17 protein-coding genes and 1 pseudogene are annotated in these 17,075 nt (G+C 60.8%); 15 read left to right on the top strand and 3 right to left on the bottom strand.

Annotation, left to right across the window (positions count from 1 at the left end; all coding sequences use genetic code 11):
* Nucleotides 1-37 precede the first annotated feature (37 nt).
* The 5 genes from QWJ46_RS24885 (at nt 38) to gyrB (ending at nt 5,370) form a co-directional block, all read left to right on the top strand.
* On the top strand, nt 38-742 hold the full coding sequence (locus tag QWJ46_RS24885) for a Tim44/TimA family putative adaptor protein (RefSeq protein ID WP_184454433.1): 705 nt from the start codon (nt 38-40) through the stop codon (nt 740-742).
* A complete protein-coding gene (locus QWJ46_RS24880; protein ID WP_302754416.1) occupies nt 735-1,856 on the top strand; it encodes a murein transglycosylase A in 1,122 nt (373 codons plus the stop codon). The genes QWJ46_RS24885 and QWJ46_RS24880 overlap by 8 nt, the downstream gene beginning before the upstream one ends.
* The gene (locus QWJ46_RS24875) at nt 1,856-2,425 is read left to right on the top strand and encodes a Smr/MutS family protein (protein WP_302754414.1); all 570 of its coding nucleotides are present in this window, start codon (nt 1,856-1,858) and stop codon (nt 2,423-2,425) included. The genes QWJ46_RS24880 and QWJ46_RS24875 overlap by 1 nt, the downstream gene beginning before the upstream one ends.
* Entirely contained in the window at nt 2,422-2,799 is a 378-nt protein-coding gene (locus QWJ46_RS24870) for a helix-turn-helix domain-containing protein (protein WP_302754412.1), read from the top strand. The genes QWJ46_RS24875 and QWJ46_RS24870 overlap by 4 nt, the downstream gene beginning before the upstream one ends.
* A gap of 135 nt (nt 2,800-2,934) precedes the next feature.
* Complete coding sequence (gene gyrB, locus QWJ46_RS24865; protein ID WP_302754410.1) at nt 2,935-5,370, top strand: DNA topoisomerase (ATP-hydrolyzing) subunit B; 2,436 nt, start codon at nt 2,935-2,937, stop codon at nt 5,368-5,370.
* A 68-nt stretch (nt 5,371-5,438) separates the two neighbouring features.
* Here the strand turns inward: gyrB and QWJ46_RS24860 are convergent, their stop codons facing one another.
* Nucleotides 5,439-6,038: a nitroreductase family protein gene (locus QWJ46_RS24860; protein ID WP_302754408.1), complete on the bottom strand. Its 600-nt coding sequence runs from the start codon at nt 6,036-6,038 to the stop codon at nt 5,439-5,441.
* Between the two features lie 36 nt (nt 6,039-6,074).
* The gene (locus tag QWJ46_RS24855) at nt 6,075-6,359 is read right to left on the bottom strand and encodes a DUF2218 domain-containing protein (protein WP_302754407.1); all 285 of its coding nucleotides are present in this window, start codon (nt 6,357-6,359) and stop codon (nt 6,075-6,077) included.
* A 278-nt stretch (nt 6,360-6,637) separates the two neighbouring features.
* On the opposite strand from QWJ46_RS24855, the pseudogene QWJ46_RS24850 reads away from it, so the two are divergent.
* The 10 genes and pseudogenes from QWJ46_RS24850 (at nt 6,638) to QWJ46_RS24805 (ending at nt 16,653) form a co-directional block, all read left to right on the top strand.
* Nucleotides 6,638-7,590, top strand: a pseudogene (locus tag QWJ46_RS24850) (glutathione S-transferase family protein).
* A 95-nt stretch (nt 7,591-7,685) separates the two neighbouring features.
* Complete coding sequence (locus tag QWJ46_RS24845; protein ID WP_184454419.1) at nt 7,686-8,528, top strand: fumarylacetoacetate hydrolase family protein; 843 nt, start codon at nt 7,686-7,688, stop codon at nt 8,526-8,528.
* A gap of 204 nt (nt 8,529-8,732) precedes the next feature.
* Nucleotides 8,733-10,010, top strand: a complete 1,278-nt coding sequence (locus tag QWJ46_RS24840) for a polyhydroxyalkanoate depolymerase (protein WP_184454417.1) — start codon at nt 8,733-8,735, stop codon at nt 10,008-10,010.
* A 144-nt stretch (nt 10,011-10,154) separates the two neighbouring features.
* Nucleotides 10,155-10,589: a DUF2852 domain-containing protein gene (locus tag QWJ46_RS24835; protein ID WP_064800136.1), complete on the top strand. Its 435-nt coding sequence runs from the start codon at nt 10,155-10,157 to the stop codon at nt 10,587-10,589.
* Between the two features lie 170 nt (nt 10,590-10,759).
* Nucleotides 10,760-11,518: a M48 family metallopeptidase gene (locus QWJ46_RS24830; RefSeq protein WP_302754404.1), complete on the top strand. Its 759-nt coding sequence runs from the start codon at nt 10,760-10,762 to the stop codon at nt 11,516-11,518.
* 75 nt (nt 11,519-11,593) lie between these two features.
* Nucleotides 11,594-12,262 carry a phosphoribosylanthranilate isomerase gene (locus QWJ46_RS24825; RefSeq protein WP_302754402.1) on the top strand — a complete coding sequence of 223 codons (669 nt, stop codon included), beginning with the start codon at nt 11,594-11,596 and terminating at the stop codon, nt 12,260-12,262.
* Nucleotides 12,263-12,264: 2 nt separating this feature from the next.
* Nucleotides 12,265-13,485, top strand: a complete 1,221-nt coding sequence (trpB, locus tag QWJ46_RS24820) for a tryptophan synthase subunit beta (RefSeq protein ID WP_302754400.1) — start codon at nt 12,265-12,267, stop codon at nt 13,483-13,485.
* Between the two features lie 3 nt (nt 13,486-13,488).
* Complete coding sequence (gene trpA, locus QWJ46_RS24815) at nt 13,489-14,328, top strand: tryptophan synthase subunit alpha (protein ID WP_302754399.1); 840 nt, start codon at nt 13,489-13,491, stop codon at nt 14,326-14,328.
* Nucleotides 14,329-14,367: 39 nt separating this feature from the next.
* The gene (gene accD, locus QWJ46_RS24810; RefSeq protein WP_302754398.1) at nt 14,368-15,273 is read left to right on the top strand and encodes an acetyl-CoA carboxylase, carboxyltransferase subunit beta; all 906 of its coding nucleotides are present in this window, start codon (nt 14,368-14,370) and stop codon (nt 15,271-15,273) included.
* 27 nt (nt 15,274-15,300) lie between these two features.
* Nucleotides 15,301-16,653, top strand: a complete 1,353-nt coding sequence (locus QWJ46_RS24805) for a folylpolyglutamate synthase/dihydrofolate synthase family protein (RefSeq protein WP_184454405.1) — start codon at nt 15,301-15,303, stop codon at nt 16,651-16,653.
* 60 nt (nt 16,654-16,713) lie between these two features.
* Here the strand turns inward: QWJ46_RS24805 and trxA are convergent, their stop codons facing one another.
* A complete protein-coding gene (gene trxA, locus QWJ46_RS24800) occupies nt 16,714-17,034 on the bottom strand; it encodes a thioredoxin (RefSeq protein ID WP_064800143.1) in 321 nt (106 codons plus the stop codon).
* Nucleotides 17,035-17,075 lie beyond the last annotated feature (41 nt).

Below are 17,075 nucleotides of genomic sequence, written 5' to 3'. Positions count from 1 at the left end.
TACAAATCAGAGATGTTAACGGCGGTTGCGATACGACATGAGTTCGAACGACTTCATCACATTATTCTTCCTGGTGGCGGCGGTGCTGATCTTCTTTCAGCTTCGCTCCGTGCTCGGGCGCCGCACAGGAAATGAGAAGCCGCCGCGCGATCTCTATAGCCCGCGAGATGCGGCTCCGCCCGAAGCTGCTGATGCCGGTAAGGTCGTGACCCTGCCGCGCCGTGATGCGACGGCCGATGATGAGGATCGCTTCTCCGCCATCGACGCCTTTGCCGCACCGGGGACACCGCTGAATGAATCGCTGCGCGCGCTCAACAAGGCCGATCCTTCCTTCAGCCCGAAGGAGTTTCTGAACGGCGCCCGCATGGCCTACGAAATGGTCGTCATGGCCTTTGCCGACGGCGACCGCAAAACGCTGAAGAGCCTTTTGTCCCGCGAGGTCTATGACGGCTTCGAGGCGGCGATCGCCGAGCGCGAGGCCCGGGGCGACAAGGTCAAGTCCACCTTCGTCGGTATCGACAAGGCCGAGATCACCCATGCCGAGACCAAGGGCAGCGAAGCGCAGATCACTGTGCGCATCGTCAGCCAGCTGATATCGGCAACCTATGACAAGGCGGATGCGCTGATTGAAGGGGACGCCGAGAACGTCGCCGAGGTCAACGATCTCTGGACCTTCGCCCGCGACACCCGTTCGCGCGATCCGAACTGGAAACTTGTGGCGACCGAATCGGAACATGAGTGATCAGGCATCGGACTTCGTCCTGCAGGCCATCAGCTTTGATAATCTGGAAGGCTGGAAGGATGATGATCCCTCCAGCCTTTTTGAAGTGATGCGACGCTGCCGCCGGCAGATCACCGACGTCAAATCCTATCGCACCGGCTCGCTTGGCCTGAGCGCGGAGGATCTGCTTCCGCTTCTTGTGGACGCTGAAAATTTTACCCCGTCGTCGCCCGCAGTGGCGCGCGCCTTTTTCGAGACGCGTTGCCGGCCATTTCTGATCCGCCGCCAGGACGGCAAGTCCGGTTTCGTCACCGCCTTTTACGAGCCGGAGGTCGAGGTATCGGATCGGCCAAACGAGCTCTTCCGTTTTCCCTTCTACAGTCGCCCGAACGATCTGATCGATCTCGATGACGGCAATCGCCCCGCCGAATTGGATGGATCCTATGTTTTCGGCCGCTTGCATGATGACGGCCGCATTGGCGCTTATCCGGATCGCCGCGAGATCGATCAGGGCTTTCTCGCCGGTCGCGGCCTGGAAATCGCCTGGGCGAAATCGAAGGTCGATGTCTTCTTTGTACATGTGCAGGGTGCCGCGCGCCTGCGCCATCGCGACGGCCGAATCGGCCGCATCACCTATGCGGCGAAGGCCGGCCATCCCTTCTCGGCGATCGGCAAGCTCTTGATCGAGCGCGGGGAGATCGACCGCGCCGAGATTTCCATGCAGTCGATCCGCGCCTGGCTGGCCCGCAATCCCGAGCGGGTGGACAAGGTGCTATGGCACAACCGCTCCTATATTTTCTTCCGGGAAGCGGCGGCTGCCGATCCTGAGGCCGGTCCGATCGCCGCCGCCAAGGTGCCGCTTCTCGCCGGGCGCTCGCTCGCGGTCGACCGGCTGATCCATACCTTCGGCTTCCCCTTTTTCATCCGCGCCGACAGCCTCACCCATCTTGATCACGGCCGCCCCTTCCGCCGGCTGATGCTGGCGCTCGATACCGGCTCGGCGATCGTCGGGCCGGCGCGCGGCGATATCTTCACCGGTTCGGGAGACTTGGCCGGAGAGCGCGCCGGCACCGTCCGCAACGATGCCGATTTCGTCATCCTCATCTCCAAAGCCGCCGCCGGACGATTCGACTGATGGCCAGGGATCGCAAGCTCAGCGTCGATGAGAGGATCCTGTGGGGCAAGGTTGCCCGCAGCACGCGGCCGATGCCGGGCAAGGCCGGTGAGCTTAGCGAACTCGATGCCTTTCTCGTCGAAACGGAAGCGGCAGCCGAACGGCAGACAGCCGAAAAGCAGACCTCCGTTTCGCCGACGGCAGCACAGCCGGCTCCACCGTCGACGCCGAGGCAGCCGGCCAAGGTGCACCATCCGCTGGAACGGCCGGTCAAGCGCAAGATCGCCAAAGGCCGTCTGGCGCTCGAGGCGCGCATTGACCTGCATGGCTTGGTGCAGAGCGAGGCCCATGTCATTCTTCTCGATTTTTTAATCCGCGCCCATGAGCGCGGCATGCGCCATGTGCTTGTCATCACCGGCAAGGGCAGCTCGCTGGGCAGCGAAGGTGCATTGAAGCGGGCCGTCCCCCTGTGGTTCTCGAAGCCCGAATTCCGCTACCTGATCTCCTCCTACGAGCCGGCCGCCCAGCATCATGGCGGCGAGGGTGCGCTCTATATTCGTCTGTCGCGGCGGCATGGGGAAAAGCCATGACACCCTTCGGAGAGGCGGTTCGCAGGCTGAGAGTGCGCAAGGGTGTCTCGCAGAAGGAGATGGCCGAAGCGCTGAACGTCTCTCCCGCCTATCTCTCGGCGCTCGAACATGGCAAGCGCGGCCTGCCGACATTCGACCTGCTGCAGCGCATCGCCGGCTATTTCAACATCATCTGGGACGAGGCCGAGGAACTGTTTCTGCTTGCCCGTTCCTCCGACCCCCGCGTCGTCATCGACACGTCAGGCCTGCCGCCGGAATATACCGATTTCGCCAACCGGCTGGCCCGGCGGATCCGTAAGCTTGACAGTGCTGAGATCGCCCGGTTATCGGCTGTTCTCGAAAATGGCGGCAAAGGCGACGGAAAAGCGTCATAATCCCCTGTTTTATGGCTGGTTCAGGGGACTTGCCATTGGGAACCGGGCTCAAAAAACCTATATACGAAGGTGAAGAAAGCCGGTGATTCGCAGGGCGCGCCGCCGCTTTACGACAACAGGGAAAATCTCGACAGAATGAGCGATACATCCGCGACGGAAAACGGCGTAAGCACCGAATATGGCGCAGATTCCATCAAGGTCCTGAAGGGCCTCGACGCTGTGCGCAAGCGCCCCGGCATGTATATCGGCGACACCGACGACGGCTCCGGCCTGCATCACATGGTCTACGAAGTCGTCGACAACGCGATCGACGAAGCGCTGGCCGGCCATGCCGACATCGTCACCGTCACTCTTAACCCGGATGGCTCGGTGACGGTCACCGATAACGGCCGCGGTATCCCGACCGACATCCATAGCGGCGAAGGCGTCTCGGCAGCCGAAGTCATCATGACGCAGCTGCATGCCGGCGGCAAATTCGACCAGAACTCCTACAAGGTCTCGGGCGGTCTCCACGGCGTCGGCGTTTCCGTCGTCAACGCGCTCTCCGTCTGGCTGAAGCTGAAGATCCGCCGCCAGGGCAAGATCCACGAAATGAGCTTCACCCACGGCGTGGCCGATGCGCCGCTGAAGGTCACCGGCGACGCGCCCGATGAGACCGGCACGGAAGTGAGCTTCATGCCGAGCAGCGAAACCTTCACCATGACGGAGTTCGACTACGGCACGCTGGAGCATCGCCTGCGCGAGCTCGCCTTCCTGAACTCCGGCGTCCGCATTCTGCTGACCGACAAGCGCCATTCCGATATCAAGCAGGAAGAGCTGCGTTATGATGGCGGCCTCGAGGCTTTCGTCGCCTATCTCGACCGTGCCAAGAAGTCGCTCGTCGACAAGCCGGTTGCCATCCGCGGCGAAAAGGACGGCATCACCGTCGAAGTGGCGATGTGGTGGAACGACAGCTATCACGAGAACGTGCTCTGCTTCACCAACAACATTCCCCAGCGTGACGGCGGCACCCATATGGCCGGCTTCCGCGCGGCCTTGACCCGTCAGGTGGTTTCCTATGCCGACAATTCCGGCATCACCAAAAAGGAAAAGGTGACGCTGCAGGGCGAAGATTGCCGCGAAGGCCTGACGGCGGTGCTGTCGGTCAAAGTGCCCGATCCGAAATTCTCGTCGCAGACCAAGGACAAACTGGTTTCCTCGGAAGTCCGCCCTGTCGTCGAAAGCCTCGTCAACGAAGCGCTGAACACCTGGTTCGAGGAGCATCCGAGCGAAGCCAAGATCCTCGTCGGCAAGGTCGTCGAAGCCGCCGCTGCGCGCGAAGCGGCCCGCAAGGCCCGCGAATTGACCCGTCGCAAGGGCGCGCTCGATATCGCCTCGCTGCCCGGCAAGCTTGCCGACTGCTCCGAGCGCGACCCGGCCAAATCCGAAGTTTTCCTCGTCGAGGGCGATTCCGCCGGCGGCTCGGCCAAGCAGGGCCGGTCGCGTGAGAACCAGGCGATCTTGCCGCTGCGCGGCAAAATCCTGAACGTCGAGCGCGCCCGTTTCGACAAGATGCTCTCCAGCCAGGAAATCGGCACGCTGATCACCGCGCTCGGCACCGGCATAGGCAAGGATGAGTTCAATGCCGAAAAGCTGCGCTATCACAAGATTATCATCATGACGGACGCCGATGTCGACGGCGCCCATATCCGCACCCTGCTGCTCACCTTCTTCTTCCGCCAGATGCCGGAACTGATCGAGCGCGGCCATCTCTACATCGCCCAGCCGCCGCTCTATAAGGTCGCACGCGGCAAGTCGGTGCAGTATCTGAAGGACGAGAAGGCGCTCGAGGAATATCTCATCGCCCAAGGCCTGGAGGATGCGGCATTGAGGCTCGGCAGCGGCGAGGTCCGCACCGGGCAGGACCTGCGCGAAGTCATCCTCGATGCGCTGCGCATGCGCGCTTTGCTCGACAATCTCCATTCGCGCTACAATCGCGCCGTCGTCGAACAGGCGGCAATCGCCGGCGCGCTCAATGCCGAGCTCGTCAGCGATCAGGCAAGAGCGCAGGCATTGGCGAGCGAGGTCGCAAGCCGTCTCGACATCATTGCCGAAGAGACCGAACGCGGCTGGCAGAGCGACTTGGCGAGCGATGGCGGCCTGCGCCTTGAGCGCATGGTTCGCGGTGTCAAGGAAGTGGTGGTGCTCGACATGGCGCTGATCGGCTCCTCCGACGCCCGGCACATCGACCAGCTGACCGCGCGCCTCAAGGAAATCTATCAGACGCCGCCGTCGCTGCACCGGCGCGAAGGCGACATCGAGATTTCAGGGCCGCGCGCCCTGCTCGACGCGATCTTTGCCAGCGGCCGCAAGGGTCTCAGCATGCAGCGCTACAAGGGCCTCGGCGAGATGAATGCCGAGCAGCTCTGGGAAACGACGCTCGATCCGAATGTCCGTTCGCTGCTGCAGGTCAAAGTTGCCGATGCCACCGATGCCGATGGCCTCTTCGCCCGCCTGATGGGGGATGAAGTCGAGCCACGGCGTGAATTCATCCAGGACAATGCGTTGAGCGTCGCAAACCTCGATATCTGATCGATATGCCTTCAACAAAAAGCCCCGCCGTCGCAGAACGGCGGGGCTTTTGCTTATTCTGATCTCGCTCAGTTGCCTAGGAAATGGCCGTTGAAGGCGAGCTCGGAGAGCGGCTTGCGCTGGCTCGGGACTTCGCGCGCCTGATTGCGCTCTGAAAGGACGCTCTTGTCGGCCAGACGGCCGACGGCAATGCCCGCTTCGACCCGGTAACCCTCGGGGATATCGAAGGTCTTTCTGATGTCCTCATGTTTGATGCCGCCCATGCCGTGGGCATAGAAGCCGGAAAGGCGCGCTTGCAGCGCCAGGTATCCCCAGGCTGCACCGGCGTCGAAGGAATGGGTGTAGCTCGGCTTTTCCTCGCCGGACCCAGCAACGCCGGTGAAGCTGCGTGAGACGACGAAGATCAGCGCCGACGCGTTCTTCGCCCATTCCTGATTGGCGTCGACGAGCAGTGCGACGAATTTCTCCCAATGCTCCGAGCCCTTGAGGGCATAAATGAAGCGCCAGGGCTGCTGGTTGGAAGAGGACGGCGCCCAATGGGCGGCTTCGAGCAGGCTGAGCAGCTGTGCCTCCTCGATGATTTCGCCGGTAAAGGCGCGGGGCGACCAGCGGTCGAGAAACATCGGATCGATCGGATATTGGGATTCGCGGTTATTGCTCTGCGTCATGCTTGTTCCAGGGTTGGGGCACAAAAATTGTTGAGGTCAATCGGTCCAGACGATGTCGAGTTCCTCGCGGAAGGCGAAACGCTTCAGATGATCGTCGATCACGCCCTGCATCCTTGCCTGCTGGTCGAGATCGGCAACGGAAAGCGTCATGGTGAGCGCCGCATCGTCGGCGGCGAATGTCACCTCGGCGCTATCGCTGAACGGCACCCGGCCCTTATGCGGATCGAAATCGACGCTGAACTTGTGGCTCCAGTGTTTGCAGAGCTGCTGCAGGTAGCGGCTCGCATGTTCGGTGCGTACGACGGCCTTGGAGAGGTGCATGTCGAACTCCATCTCATGTTGGACAACAGCATGTCGCGCAAAACTGTGCAGCGGTTTTGCGATAACGACACGCGTAAAACAAGGACCTAAAGCGCGGGCCAAGCGAATCTGAAAGATCGTGACGCGCTTTAGAGCCAAGTCATATTTCCTGCTTCGCCGGCTTGGCAAGCGCCGTGTCGTCGCAGTTGGGTGGACGGACTGTCTCCATAAAGGCGGCCTTACGCGTGCGCCGAAGCAGAGTAATGGACTGCTTCAATCAATCGGTCGGAGCAGTGCGTATGCTGGTGAACGGAAAATGGACGGAAGACTGGCAGCCCGTTCAGTCAAAGGATGAAAAAGGCGGCTTCGTCAGGCAGATTTCGAGTTTCCGCAATTGGGTGACGCCGGATGGCAGCGCCGGGCCGACGGGCGAGGGCGGTTTTGAAGCCAGCCTCGGCCGCTACCATCTCTACGTCGCCTATATCTGCCCCTGGGCCTCGCGCACCCTGATCGGCCGTAAACTCAAAGGCCTGGAAGATGTCATTTCCGTCTCGGTCGTCGAACCGGTGCTGACAAAGCAGGGCTGGCGCTTCGGCGACTATCCCGGTGCAACGCCGGACCATGTCAACGGCACGACCTACATGCATGAAATCTATACGAGGGCAGCGCCTGACTTCAGCGGCCGGGCCACCGTGCCGGTTCTTTGGGACAGAGAGAGGCAGACCATCGTCAACAATGAATCGGCCGATATCCTGCGCATGCTGAACAGCGGCTTCGGCGATCTGGCGAAAAATCCGATCGACCTTTATCCCATCGAAAGACGCGCCAAGATAGATGCTTTCAACGAACGCATCTATCCCGCCCTCAATAACGGGGTCTATCGCGCCGGTTTTGCCACCACGCAGATCGCCTATGAGGAAGCCTTCGCCGATGTCTTCTCTTGCCTCGAGTGGATCGAGGCACTTTCGAAGGCCGGTCTTTCCTCTTCGCGGATCACCCCACGGAAAGCGATATCCGCCTTTTCGTCACGTTGGTGCGCTTCGACGTCGCCTATCACGGCATCTTCAAATGCAATCTGCGCCGGCTTTCGGATTATGCCAATTTGCGCGCCTTCTGCCGGCGCATGCTGGATTGGCCGGGCATTGCCGAAACGGTAAATCTCGACCACGTCAAGCGTGGCTACTACTCGGTCGAAAGCCTGAACCCGACGAAAATCGTTCCTGCCGGTCCGGATCTCTCCGAAATTTTCTAGGAACGCCGTACCGCTTCCGGGCAAAGCCGTAATGACACCGATGAATAATTCGTTCATAGGTGGCTGCAAATTCGTTTTCGATGAGGAGGCATTCCATGAAGCTGATGCGTGTTGGCGAAGCAGGTCGTGAAAAACCGGCGCTTCTCGATGCCGATGGCAAGATCCGCGATCTCTCGGCGCATATCGCCGACATCGGCGGCGAGGCAATCTCGCCGGCTGGCCTTGCAAGGATCGCCGCGCTCGATCCGAAGGACCTTCCGGAACTTGCGCCCAGCCGGATCGGCGCCTGCGTTGCCGGCACGGGCAAATTCATCTGCATCGGTCTCAATTTTTCCGACCATGCCGCCGAAACCGGCGCCACCGTGCCGCCCGAGCCGGTGATCTTCATGAAGGCGACTTCGGCGATCGTTGGCCCGAACGACACCGTTCTCATCCCGCGCGGTTCCGAAAAGACCGACTGGGAAGTCGAACTCGGCGTCGTCATCGGCAAAACGGCAAAATATGTCAGCGAAACCGAGGCGCTCGACTACGTCGCCGGCTACTGCGTGTCGCATGACGTCTCCGAACGCGCCTTTCAGACGGAGCGCGCCGGCCAGTGGACCAAGGGCAAGTCCTGTGACACCTTCGGCCCGATTGGCCCATGGCTGGTCACAAAGGATGAGATCGCCGATCCGCAGAACCTCGGCATGTGGTTGAAGGTCAACGGCCAGACAATGCAGAATGGCTCGTCCAAGACCATGGTCTATGGCGTCGCCCACATCGTTTCCTATCTCAGCCAGTTCATGTCGCTGCATCCGGGCGATATCATCTCGACGGGGACGCCGCCCGGCGTCGGCATGGGCATGAAGCCGCCGCGCTACCTCAGGGATGGCGATGTCGTCGAGCTCGGCATCGAAGGTCTCGGCAGCCAGAAGCAGAGCTTCGTTGCCGATCGTTAACGACGCTTCCTCAGCGGAACCTTAAGCTTTCCGTTCTATGGTGATGCCAGAGATCAACTCTCTGGCATTTCCTGTGCAGGTCTGGGACGTCCATGTTGCTGTGCAACAAAAACCTGTTAGTCTGCGTTACGTGCCAGCGTGCGGAAAGAGCCTGATGTCGATCAATCGACGTCATCTTTTCGATAGAGAAAGGCGGCGCCTTCTATGTTTTATCAGCTTTATGAATTGAATCATGCCGCCATGGCGCCGTTTCGCGCCGCGGCTGACATCATGCGATTTGCCTATGCCAATCCGCTGAACCCGTTTGCCCAGACGCCGTTTGGCCGTACGATGGCGGCAAGCCTCGAAATGTTCGAGCGCACGACACGCCGCTACGGAAAGCCTGAATTCGGATTGAAGCAGACGGTGATCGGCGATCAGACGGTTTCCGTTCGTGAAGAGATCGTCTGGTCGCGATCCTTCTGCAACCTCCTGCATTTCTCGCGCAACGTTCCGCCCGGCCGCGCCAGCGATCCCCGCATCCTGATCGTCGCGCCGATGTCCGGCCATTACGCGACGCTGCTGCGCGGCACGGTCGAGGCATTGCTGCCGAGTGCCGATGTCTACATCACCGACTGGATCGACGCACGCATGGTGCCGATGACGGAAGGCACCTTCGATTTCGACGATTACGTCGATTATGTGATCGAGATGCTGCATTTCCTCGGTCATGACACTCATGTGATCGCCGTCTGTCAGCCGTCGGTGCCGGTGCTGGTCGCAGCCGCGGTGATGGAGGAGGCCCAGGATCCTCTGTCGCCGTCATCGATGACGCTGATGGGCGGCCCGATCGACACGCGCATCAACCCGACGGCGGTCAACAAGCTCGCCCAAGAGCGGTCGCTGCAATGGTTTTCCGACAATGTCATTATGAACGTGCCCTGGCCGCAGCCGGGCTTCATGCGACCTGTCTATCCGGGCTTCCTGCAGCTGTCGGGCTTCATGTCGATGAACCTTGACCGGCACCTCGTCGCCCACAAGGAGTTCTTCATGCATCTCGTGAAGAACGACGGCGAACCGGAAAAACATCGCGATTTCTATGACGAATATCTCGCCGTCATGGATCTGACCGCCGAGTTCTATCTGCAGACGGTGGAACAGGTCTTCATGAAGCATTCGCTGCCGAAGGGCGAATTGATGCACCGCGGCAAGCGCGTCGATCCGGCGGCGATCCGCAACGTCGCGCTGCTGACCGTCGAGGGCGAGAATGACGACATTTCAGGCGTCGGCCAGACCAGGGCGGCGCAGACCATCTGCGTCAACATCCCCGAAGATATGCGCATGCACTATCTCCAGCCGGATGTCGGCCACTACGGCGTTTTCAACGGCTCGCGATTCCGTCGCGAGATCGCGCCGCGCATCGTCAATTTCGTCCGCCAGCATTCTCGCGTCGCCGTCAAACGCCCGGTGCAGCGCGTCATCAAAGGCGGACGGACAGCGTGATTCAGTAACCTCTGAATTAGCAACGCCGATTCAAGGCTTTGTCCGATTTCGCCGGCAATCGTCTTGAAGGCGGTTCTTGCGGTTACCACATCGATTTCCAGCGTTCGGCATCTTGCCGGGCGCCGAAATCGAGGATACCGCACGATGAACCAGTCAGCATTGCTTCGACCGGATTGGACTCCGGCTACCATTGCCCTGATGATTCTCGGCTTCATGGTTTTCTGGCCTCTGGGTCTGGCCATGCTTGCCTATATCATTTTCGGCGATCGTCTGCGCGGCTTCAAGCGCGACGTCAACCAGGCGACCGATGGTTTCTTTGCCTCCTGCCGCCGTTCGCATGGCCGTCACCGCCCGCATTTCTCGACCGGCAATGTCGCCTTCGACGACTGGCGTAAGGCCGAGCTCGACCGGATCGAGGAAGAGCGCCGCAAGCTCGACGAAATGCGCGAGGAATTCGACGAATATCTGCGTGAACTCCGCCGCGCCAAGGACCAGGAAGAGTTTGATCGCTTCATGCGTGACCGCAAGAACGCCAAGCGCGACGATAACGGCCCGGTCGCAGAGTTCCAGACGCCGTAAAGGCTTAGAACATGTCGCGCAAAAGTGTGAAGCGGTTTTGCGAATCTGAAAGATCGCGACGCGCTTTAGGCGATGAAATGATGACCGGCATCGCACCGATGCCGGTTTTTCCATGTCTGCCTGCCTCGCAAATCGTTTAGATTCAGCGGCGAATCGTATAGAAAGGCGCCATGTTTCCGCTTCTGAAGACACGGCCAAAGGCGCGAAAGCCGGCTCCGCCCGAAACGCGGACGCTCGACGTCGCCGGCCGGCTCATGCCGCTGACCATCAAACAGCACGATCAGGCGACCCGTATCACGCTGCGCATTGAGCCGGGCGGGCGGGCCCTGAAGATGACGGTGCCGAGAGGCCTGGCGGCGCGGGAGGTCAATGCCTTCCTTGATCGGCACCAGGGATGGCTGCTCACCAAGCTCGCCAAGTTTTCAATCGATACCAGCTTAAGTGCCGGCGGCAAGATCCTCCTGCGCGGCGTTTCCCATCGCATCGAGCACACGGGCAGCCTGCGCGGCTTGACGGAGGTGGTCTTTTTGGATGGCAGTCCTGTGCTGCGCGTCAGCGGCCTGCCCGAACATGTCGGACGGCGCATCGCGGCCTTCCTCAAGAAAGAGGCGCGCGCCGATCTCGAACGGTTGGCGGCGATGCATGCGGCAACGATCCGGGCGCCGATCCGCTCGATCTCGATGAAGGATACCCGCAGCCGTTGGGGTTCCTGCTCGTCGGAGGGAAATTTGAGTTTCTCTTGGCGTATCGTCATGGCGCCGCCTTCGGTGATCGACTATCTCGCCGCTCATGAAGTCGCCCATCTCAAGGAGATGAACCACGGCCCTCGCTTCTGGGCGCTCTGCAAGAAGCTTTGCCCCGGTATGGAGGACGCGAAATTGTGGCTGAAGCGGCATGGCAGCCAGCTGCACGCCATCGATTTCGATTAGACACAAGCCCCGCTAAATACAGCTTTCCATGCAAATTGGCTCGACTCTTGCCGCATTTCGTGTCACTTCGCTGCCATGAAAACCGATATCAAGATCTGTGGCTTGAAGACGCCCGAAGCGATCGATCGCGCGCTGAAACGCGGCGCGACCCATATCGGTTTTATCTTCTTCGAAAAGAGCCCGCGTTACGTCGAGCCCGATGTGGCGGCAAAGCTTGCCGAACCCGCCCGGGGCAAGGCGAAGATCGTCGCCGTCGTCGTCGATCCCACCAATGACGATCTGGACGAAATCGTGTCGCTGCTGAAGCCGGATATCCTCCAGCTCCATGGCAACGAGAGTCCCGAACATGTGCTGACCATCAAGGCGCTCTATGGTCTGCCTGTGATGAAAGTCTTTTCCGTGCGTACGGCCGACGATCTCAGGCGCGTCGAAGCCTATATCGGCATCGCCGACCGCTTCCTCTTCGATGCGAAAGCGCCGAAGGGTTCGGAACTGCCTGGCGGCAACGGGATTTCCTTCGACTGGAGCCTTCTCGGCTGGCTCGACGGCAGCATCGACTACATGCTGTCCGGCGGGCTGAACAAGGACAATGTCGCGGATGCGCTTGTGAACACCAAGGCACGTGGTATCGACGTCTCCTCGGGTGTCGAAACCGAGCCCGGCGTGAAGAGCGTCGCGATGATCGATGAATTTTTCGATGCGGTCGAAAGGGCGGAAACGCCTGTGACGGCCTCAGGGAGTTGAGAGTGAACGAAACGCCTAAACCGAATTCCTTCCGTTCCGGGCCCGATGAAGATGGCCGCTTCGGCATTTATGGCGGTCGTTTCGTTGCCGAAACGTTGATGCCGTTGATCCTCGATCTGCAGGATGAGTGGAACAAGGCGAAGAACGATCCGGCCTTCCAGGCGGAACTGAAGCATCTTGGCGCCCACTATATCGGCCGGCCTAGCCCGCTTTATTTCGCCGAACGGCTGACGGCCGAACTCGGTGGCGCGAAGATCTATTTCAAGCGCGAGGAGCTGAACCACACCGGTTCGCACAAGATCAACAATTGCATCGGCCAGATCCTGCTTGCCAAGCGCATGGGCAAGACGCGGATAATCGCCGAAACCGGCGCCGGCCAGCACGGCGTCGCCTCCGCAACCGTTGCCGCCCGCTTCGGCCTTCCCTGCGTCGTCTACATGGGCGCCACCGATGTCGAGCGGCAGGCGCCGAACGTTTTCCGCATGAAGCTGCTCGGCGCCGAAGTGAAGCCGGTAACAGCCGGCAGCGGCACGCTGAAGGACGCGATGAACGAGGCGCTCCGCGACTGGGTCACCAATGTCGAGGATACCTATTACCTGATCGGCACGGCGGCCGGCCCGCATCCCTATCCGGAGATGGTCCGTGACTTCCAGTCGGTGATCGGCGCGGAAGCGAAAGAGCAGATGCTGGCCGCCGAAGGCCGCCTGCCGGATCTCGTCGTCGCAGCCGTCGGCGGCGGTTCGAATGCGATCGGCATCTTCCACCCCTTCCTGGATGATTCCTCCGTGAAGATCGTCGGCGTCGAAGCCGGCGGTAAGGGTCTGCAGGGCGACGAACATTGCGCCTCGATCACCGCCGGGTCCCCCGGCGTTCTGCACGGCAACCGCACCTACCTGCTGCAGGACGGCGACGGCCAGATCAAGGAAGGCCATTCGATTTCGGCCGGTCTCGATTATCCCGGCATCGGTCCCGAACATTCCTGGCTGAGCGACATCGGCCGCGTCGATTACGTGCCGATCATGGACCACGAGGCGCTCGAGGCTTTCCAGACCCTGACCCGCCTCGAAGGCATCATTCCGGCGCTTGAGGCCGCGCATGCGATCGCCGAGGTCATTAAGCGCGCCCCGAAGATGAGCAAGGACGAGATCATCCTGATGAACCTCTCCGGCCGCGGCGACAAGGATATCTTCACCGTCGGCAAGATTCTGGGAATGGGACTGTAAGACATGACCGCACGCATGGACAAACGCTTTGCCGAGCTGAAGGCCGAGGGCCGTCCGGCGCTCGTGACCTATTTCATGGGCGGCGATCCTGATTACGATACCTCTCTCGGCATCATGAAGGCGCTGCCGGAAGCGGGCTCCGACATCATTGAGCTCGGCATGCCCTTTTCCGATCCCATGGCGGATGGGCCGGCGATCCAGCTGGCGGGTCAGCGGGCGCTGAAAGGCGGCCAGACGCTGAAGAAGACGCTGCAGCTGGCAGCCGATTTCCGCAAGAGCAACGATGCGACGCCGATCGTCATGATGGGCTATTACAATCCGATCTACATCTACGGCGTCGAAACGTTCCTGGACGATGCGCTGGCCGCCGGCATTGACGGCCTGATCGTCGTCGACCTGCCGCCGGAGATGGATGACGAACTCTGCATTCCGGCGATCCGCAAGGGCATCAACTTCATCCGCCTGGCGACGCCGACCACCGACGAAAAGCGCCTGCCCACCGTGTTGAAGAACACCTCCGGCTTCGTCTACTACGTGTCGATGAACGGCATTACCGGTTCGGCACTGCCAGATACGTCGCTGGTTTCCGGCGCAGTGGCGCGTATCAAGCAGCATACGGAGCTGCCCGTCTGCGTCGGCTTCGGCGTCAAGACGGCCGAACATGCAAAGGTCATCGGCGGCTCGGCCGACGGCGTCGTCGTCGGCACCGCCATCGTCAACCAGGTCGCGACGAGCTTGACCAGCGATGGCAAAGCGACGGCCGACACCGTTCAGGCGGTCGCAACGCTGGTGCGCGGCCTTTCCTCGGGAACACGCTCGGCGCGCCTTGTTGCTGCCGAATAGTTTTCCCACATTGGCGCTATTCAACCAGGAGAATTCGAGTTGAACTGGATCACCAACTACGTTCGCCCGCGGATCAATTCCATGCTGGGCCGTCGCGAAGTGCCGGAGAATCTCTGGATCAAGTGCCCGGAAACGGGCGAGATGGTCTTCCACAAGGACCTGGAAGGCAATAAGTGGGTGATCCCTGCTTCCGGCTACCACATGAAGATGCCGGCCAAGGCCCGCCTTGCCGACCTTTTCGACAATGGTGAATACGAATCGCTGCCGCAGCCGAAGGTCGCCCAGGACCCGCTGAAATTCCGCGATTCGAAGAAATACAGCGATCGTCTGCGTGACAGCCGCCTGAAGACCGAGCAGGAGGACACGATCCTCGCCGGCCTCGGAAAGGTGCAGGGTGTGAAACTCGTGGCCGTCGTGCACGAATTCAACTTCATCGGCGGTTCGCTCGGCATCGCCGCCGGCGAGGCGATCGTCAAGGCTTTCGAACGTGCGACGTCGGAAAAATGCCCGCTGGTGATGTTCCCGGCTTCCGGCGGTGCGCGCATGCAGGAAGGCATTCTCTCGCTGATGCAGCTGCCGCGCACGACTGTTGCGGTCGATCTGCTCAAGGAATCCGGCCAGCCATACGTCGTCGTGCTGACCAACCCGACGACGGGCGGCGTCACGGCCTCCTATGCCATGCTTGGCGATATTCACCTGGCCGAGCCCGGCGCCGAAATCGGCTTTGCCGGCAAGCGGGTGATCGAGCAGACGCTGCGTGAAAAGCTGCCGGAAGGCTTCCAGACCTCCGAATATCTGCTGGAACATGGTATGGTCGACATGGTTGTCAAACGTCACGACATTCCGGAAACGCTGGCGCGCATCCTGAAGATTCTGACGAAGAAGCCCGTATCGGCAGCCAACGACGTGACTCGTGGAGCGATCGCCTTGGCGGCGAGCGCCTGATATCAGGCAAGCAGGCGGGGTGCCGAATTGATACCCAGAGGCCAAACCGCGGTGAGTGAGGCAGCGCAGGAGATCGAAAAACTCATGGGATTGCATCCCAAGGGGTTCGATCTGTCTCTCGATCGCATTACCCGTCTTCTCGACCAACTCGGCAATCCGCACCGGAAACTGCCGCCGGTGATCCATGTCGCCGGCACCAACGGCAAGGGCTCGGTAACGGCTTTCTGCCGGGCTCTGCTGGAAGCAGGCGGCTACAGCGCCCATGTCCACACCTCGCCGCATCTCGTCAACTGGCACGAGCGCTATCGCATCGGTGTGGCGGGCGGGCGCGGACAGCTTGTCGATGATGCCGTCTTCGCCGATGCTGTCCGACGCGTGGCCGAAGCCAATGCCGGGCAGCATATCACCGTCTTCGAAATCCTGACGGCGGTCACCTTCATTCTGTTTTCCGAACACCCGGCCGATGCCGCGATCATCGAAGTCGGTCTCGGCGGCCGTTTCGACGCCACCAATGTCATTTCCGATCCGGCTGTGTCCGTCATCATGCCGATCTCGCTGGATCACCAGCCCTATCTCGGCGACAGGGTGGAACTGATCGCGGCTGAAAAGGCCGGCATTATGAAGCCCGGACGGCCCGTCGTCATCGGCCATCAGGAATATGATGCGGCGCTCGACGTGTTGATGTCGACGGCCGAGCGGCTGCATTGCCCGAGCGCCGTCTTCGGGCAGGATTTCATGGCGCATGAGGAATATGGACGGCTGGTCTATCAGGACGAGTACGGGCTTGCCGACCTGCCGCTGCCGCGCCTTCCCGGTCGCCATCAATATGCCAATGCCGCCGCTGCCATCCGCGCCGTCAAGGCCGCCGGCTTCACCGTCACCGAGACGATGATGGAAAAGGCGATGGATTTTGTGGAGTGGCCGGGCCGGCTGCAGCGCCTCAGCGAGGGCCGGCTGCTATCGCATGCGCCCGCCGGCGCCGAGATCTGGGTCGATGGCGGGCATAATCCCGGAGCGGGAGAGGTGATCGCCGAAGCCATGGCTAATTTCGAGGAGCGCCAGCCGCGGCCGCTTTTCCTGATCATCGGCATGATCAACACCAAGGACCCGATCGGTTATTTCAAGGCATTCACAGGCCTGGTCGAGAAGGTGTTCTGCGTGCCGATCCGCGGCAGCGACGCGATGATCGACCCGGTGATATTGTCGAACGCCGCCTATGATGCCGGTTTGATCGCCGAACCGATGTCGACGGTCGGCGAGGCGCTGGAGGCGATAAAATCGGCCCTCGACCCGGCGGCACTGCCGCCCCGCATCCTTGTCGGCGGCTCTCTCTATCTTGTCGGCGATGTGCTTGCCGACAACGGCACGCCGCCGAAATAAGCAGACGAAAAAAGCCCGGTCGAAGCCGGGCTTTTTCATGCGATATGAAGACGATATCGATCAGGCGGCGTTCGAAATCCAGTTCGAAAGAGCTGTCTTCGGCTTGGCGCCGACCGAAATATCGGCCACTTCGCCGCCCTTGAAGATCGCAAGCGTCGGAATGGAGCGCACGCCGAACTGGGCGGCGAGTTCCGGATTTTCATCGATATTGAGTTTGGCAACCTTGATCTTGCCTTCCATCTCGACGGAGATTTCCTCGAGGCTCGGAGCGATCATCTTGCATGGACCGCACCATTCAGCCCAGAAATCGACGACGACGGGTTCTGCGGATTCCAGAACTTCCGACTGGAAGTTATTGATATCGACTTTCACGGTAGCCATAGGCTGCTCCTTTGACCGAAGAAGATGTTGAACCACATGTG

This window comes from Rhizobium sp. CBN3 (assembly GCF_030518245.1).
GTDB classification, from domain to species: domain Bacteria; phylum Pseudomonadota; class Alphaproteobacteria; order Rhizobiales; family Rhizobiaceae; genus Rhizobium; species Rhizobium aethiopicum_A.
Note: the sequence above shows the minus strand (reverse complement) of the source record. Positions and strands in the feature narration are given on the sequence as shown.

Bases quoted from the DNA above. Each gene is read 5' to 3' on its own strand.
- QWJ46_RS24885 (WP_184454433.1), top strand. From the start codon at position 38: ATGAGTTCGAACGACTTCATCACATTATTCTTCCTGGTGGCGGCGGTG.
- QWJ46_RS24880 (WP_302754416.1), top strand. From the start codon at position 735: ATGAGTGATCAGGCATCGGACTTCGTCCTGCAGGCCATCAGCTTTGAT.
- QWJ46_RS24875 (WP_302754414.1), top strand. From the start codon at position 1,856: ATGGCCAGGGATCGCAAGCTCAGCGTCGATGAGAGGATCCTGTGGGGC.
- QWJ46_RS24870 (WP_302754412.1), top strand. From the start codon at position 2,422: ATGACACCCTTCGGAGAGGCGGTTCGCAGGCTGAGAGTGCGCAAGGGT.
- gyrB (WP_302754410.1), top strand. From the start codon at position 2,935: ATGAGCGATACATCCGCGACGGAAAACGGCGTAAGCACCGAATATGGC.
- QWJ46_RS24860 (WP_302754408.1), bottom strand. From the start codon at position 6,038: ATGACGCAGAGCAATAACCGCGAATCCCAATATCCGATCGATCCGATG.
- QWJ46_RS24855 (WP_302754407.1), bottom strand. From the start codon at position 6,359: ATGCACCTCTCCAAGGCCGTCGTACGCACCGAACATGCGAGCCGCTAC.
- QWJ46_RS24845 (WP_184454419.1), top strand. From the start codon at position 7,686: ATGAAGCTGATGCGTGTTGGCGAAGCAGGTCGTGAAAAACCGGCGCTT.
- QWJ46_RS24840 (WP_184454417.1), top strand. From the start codon at position 8,733: ATGTTTTATCAGCTTTATGAATTGAATCATGCCGCCATGGCGCCGTTT.
- QWJ46_RS24835 (WP_064800136.1), top strand. From the start codon at position 10,155: ATGAACCAGTCAGCATTGCTTCGACCGGATTGGACTCCGGCTACCATT.
- QWJ46_RS24830 (WP_302754404.1), top strand. From the start codon at position 10,760: ATGTTTCCGCTTCTGAAGACACGGCCAAAGGCGCGAAAGCCGGCTCCG.
- QWJ46_RS24825 (WP_302754402.1), top strand. From the start codon at position 11,594: ATGAAAACCGATATCAAGATCTGTGGCTTGAAGACGCCCGAAGCGATC.
- trpA (WP_302754399.1), top strand. From the start codon at position 13,489: ATGACCGCACGCATGGACAAACGCTTTGCCGAGCTGAAGGCCGAGGGC.
- trxA (WP_064800143.1), bottom strand. From the start codon at position 17,034: ATGGCTACCGTGAAAGTCGATATCAATAACTTCCAGTCGGAAGTTCTG.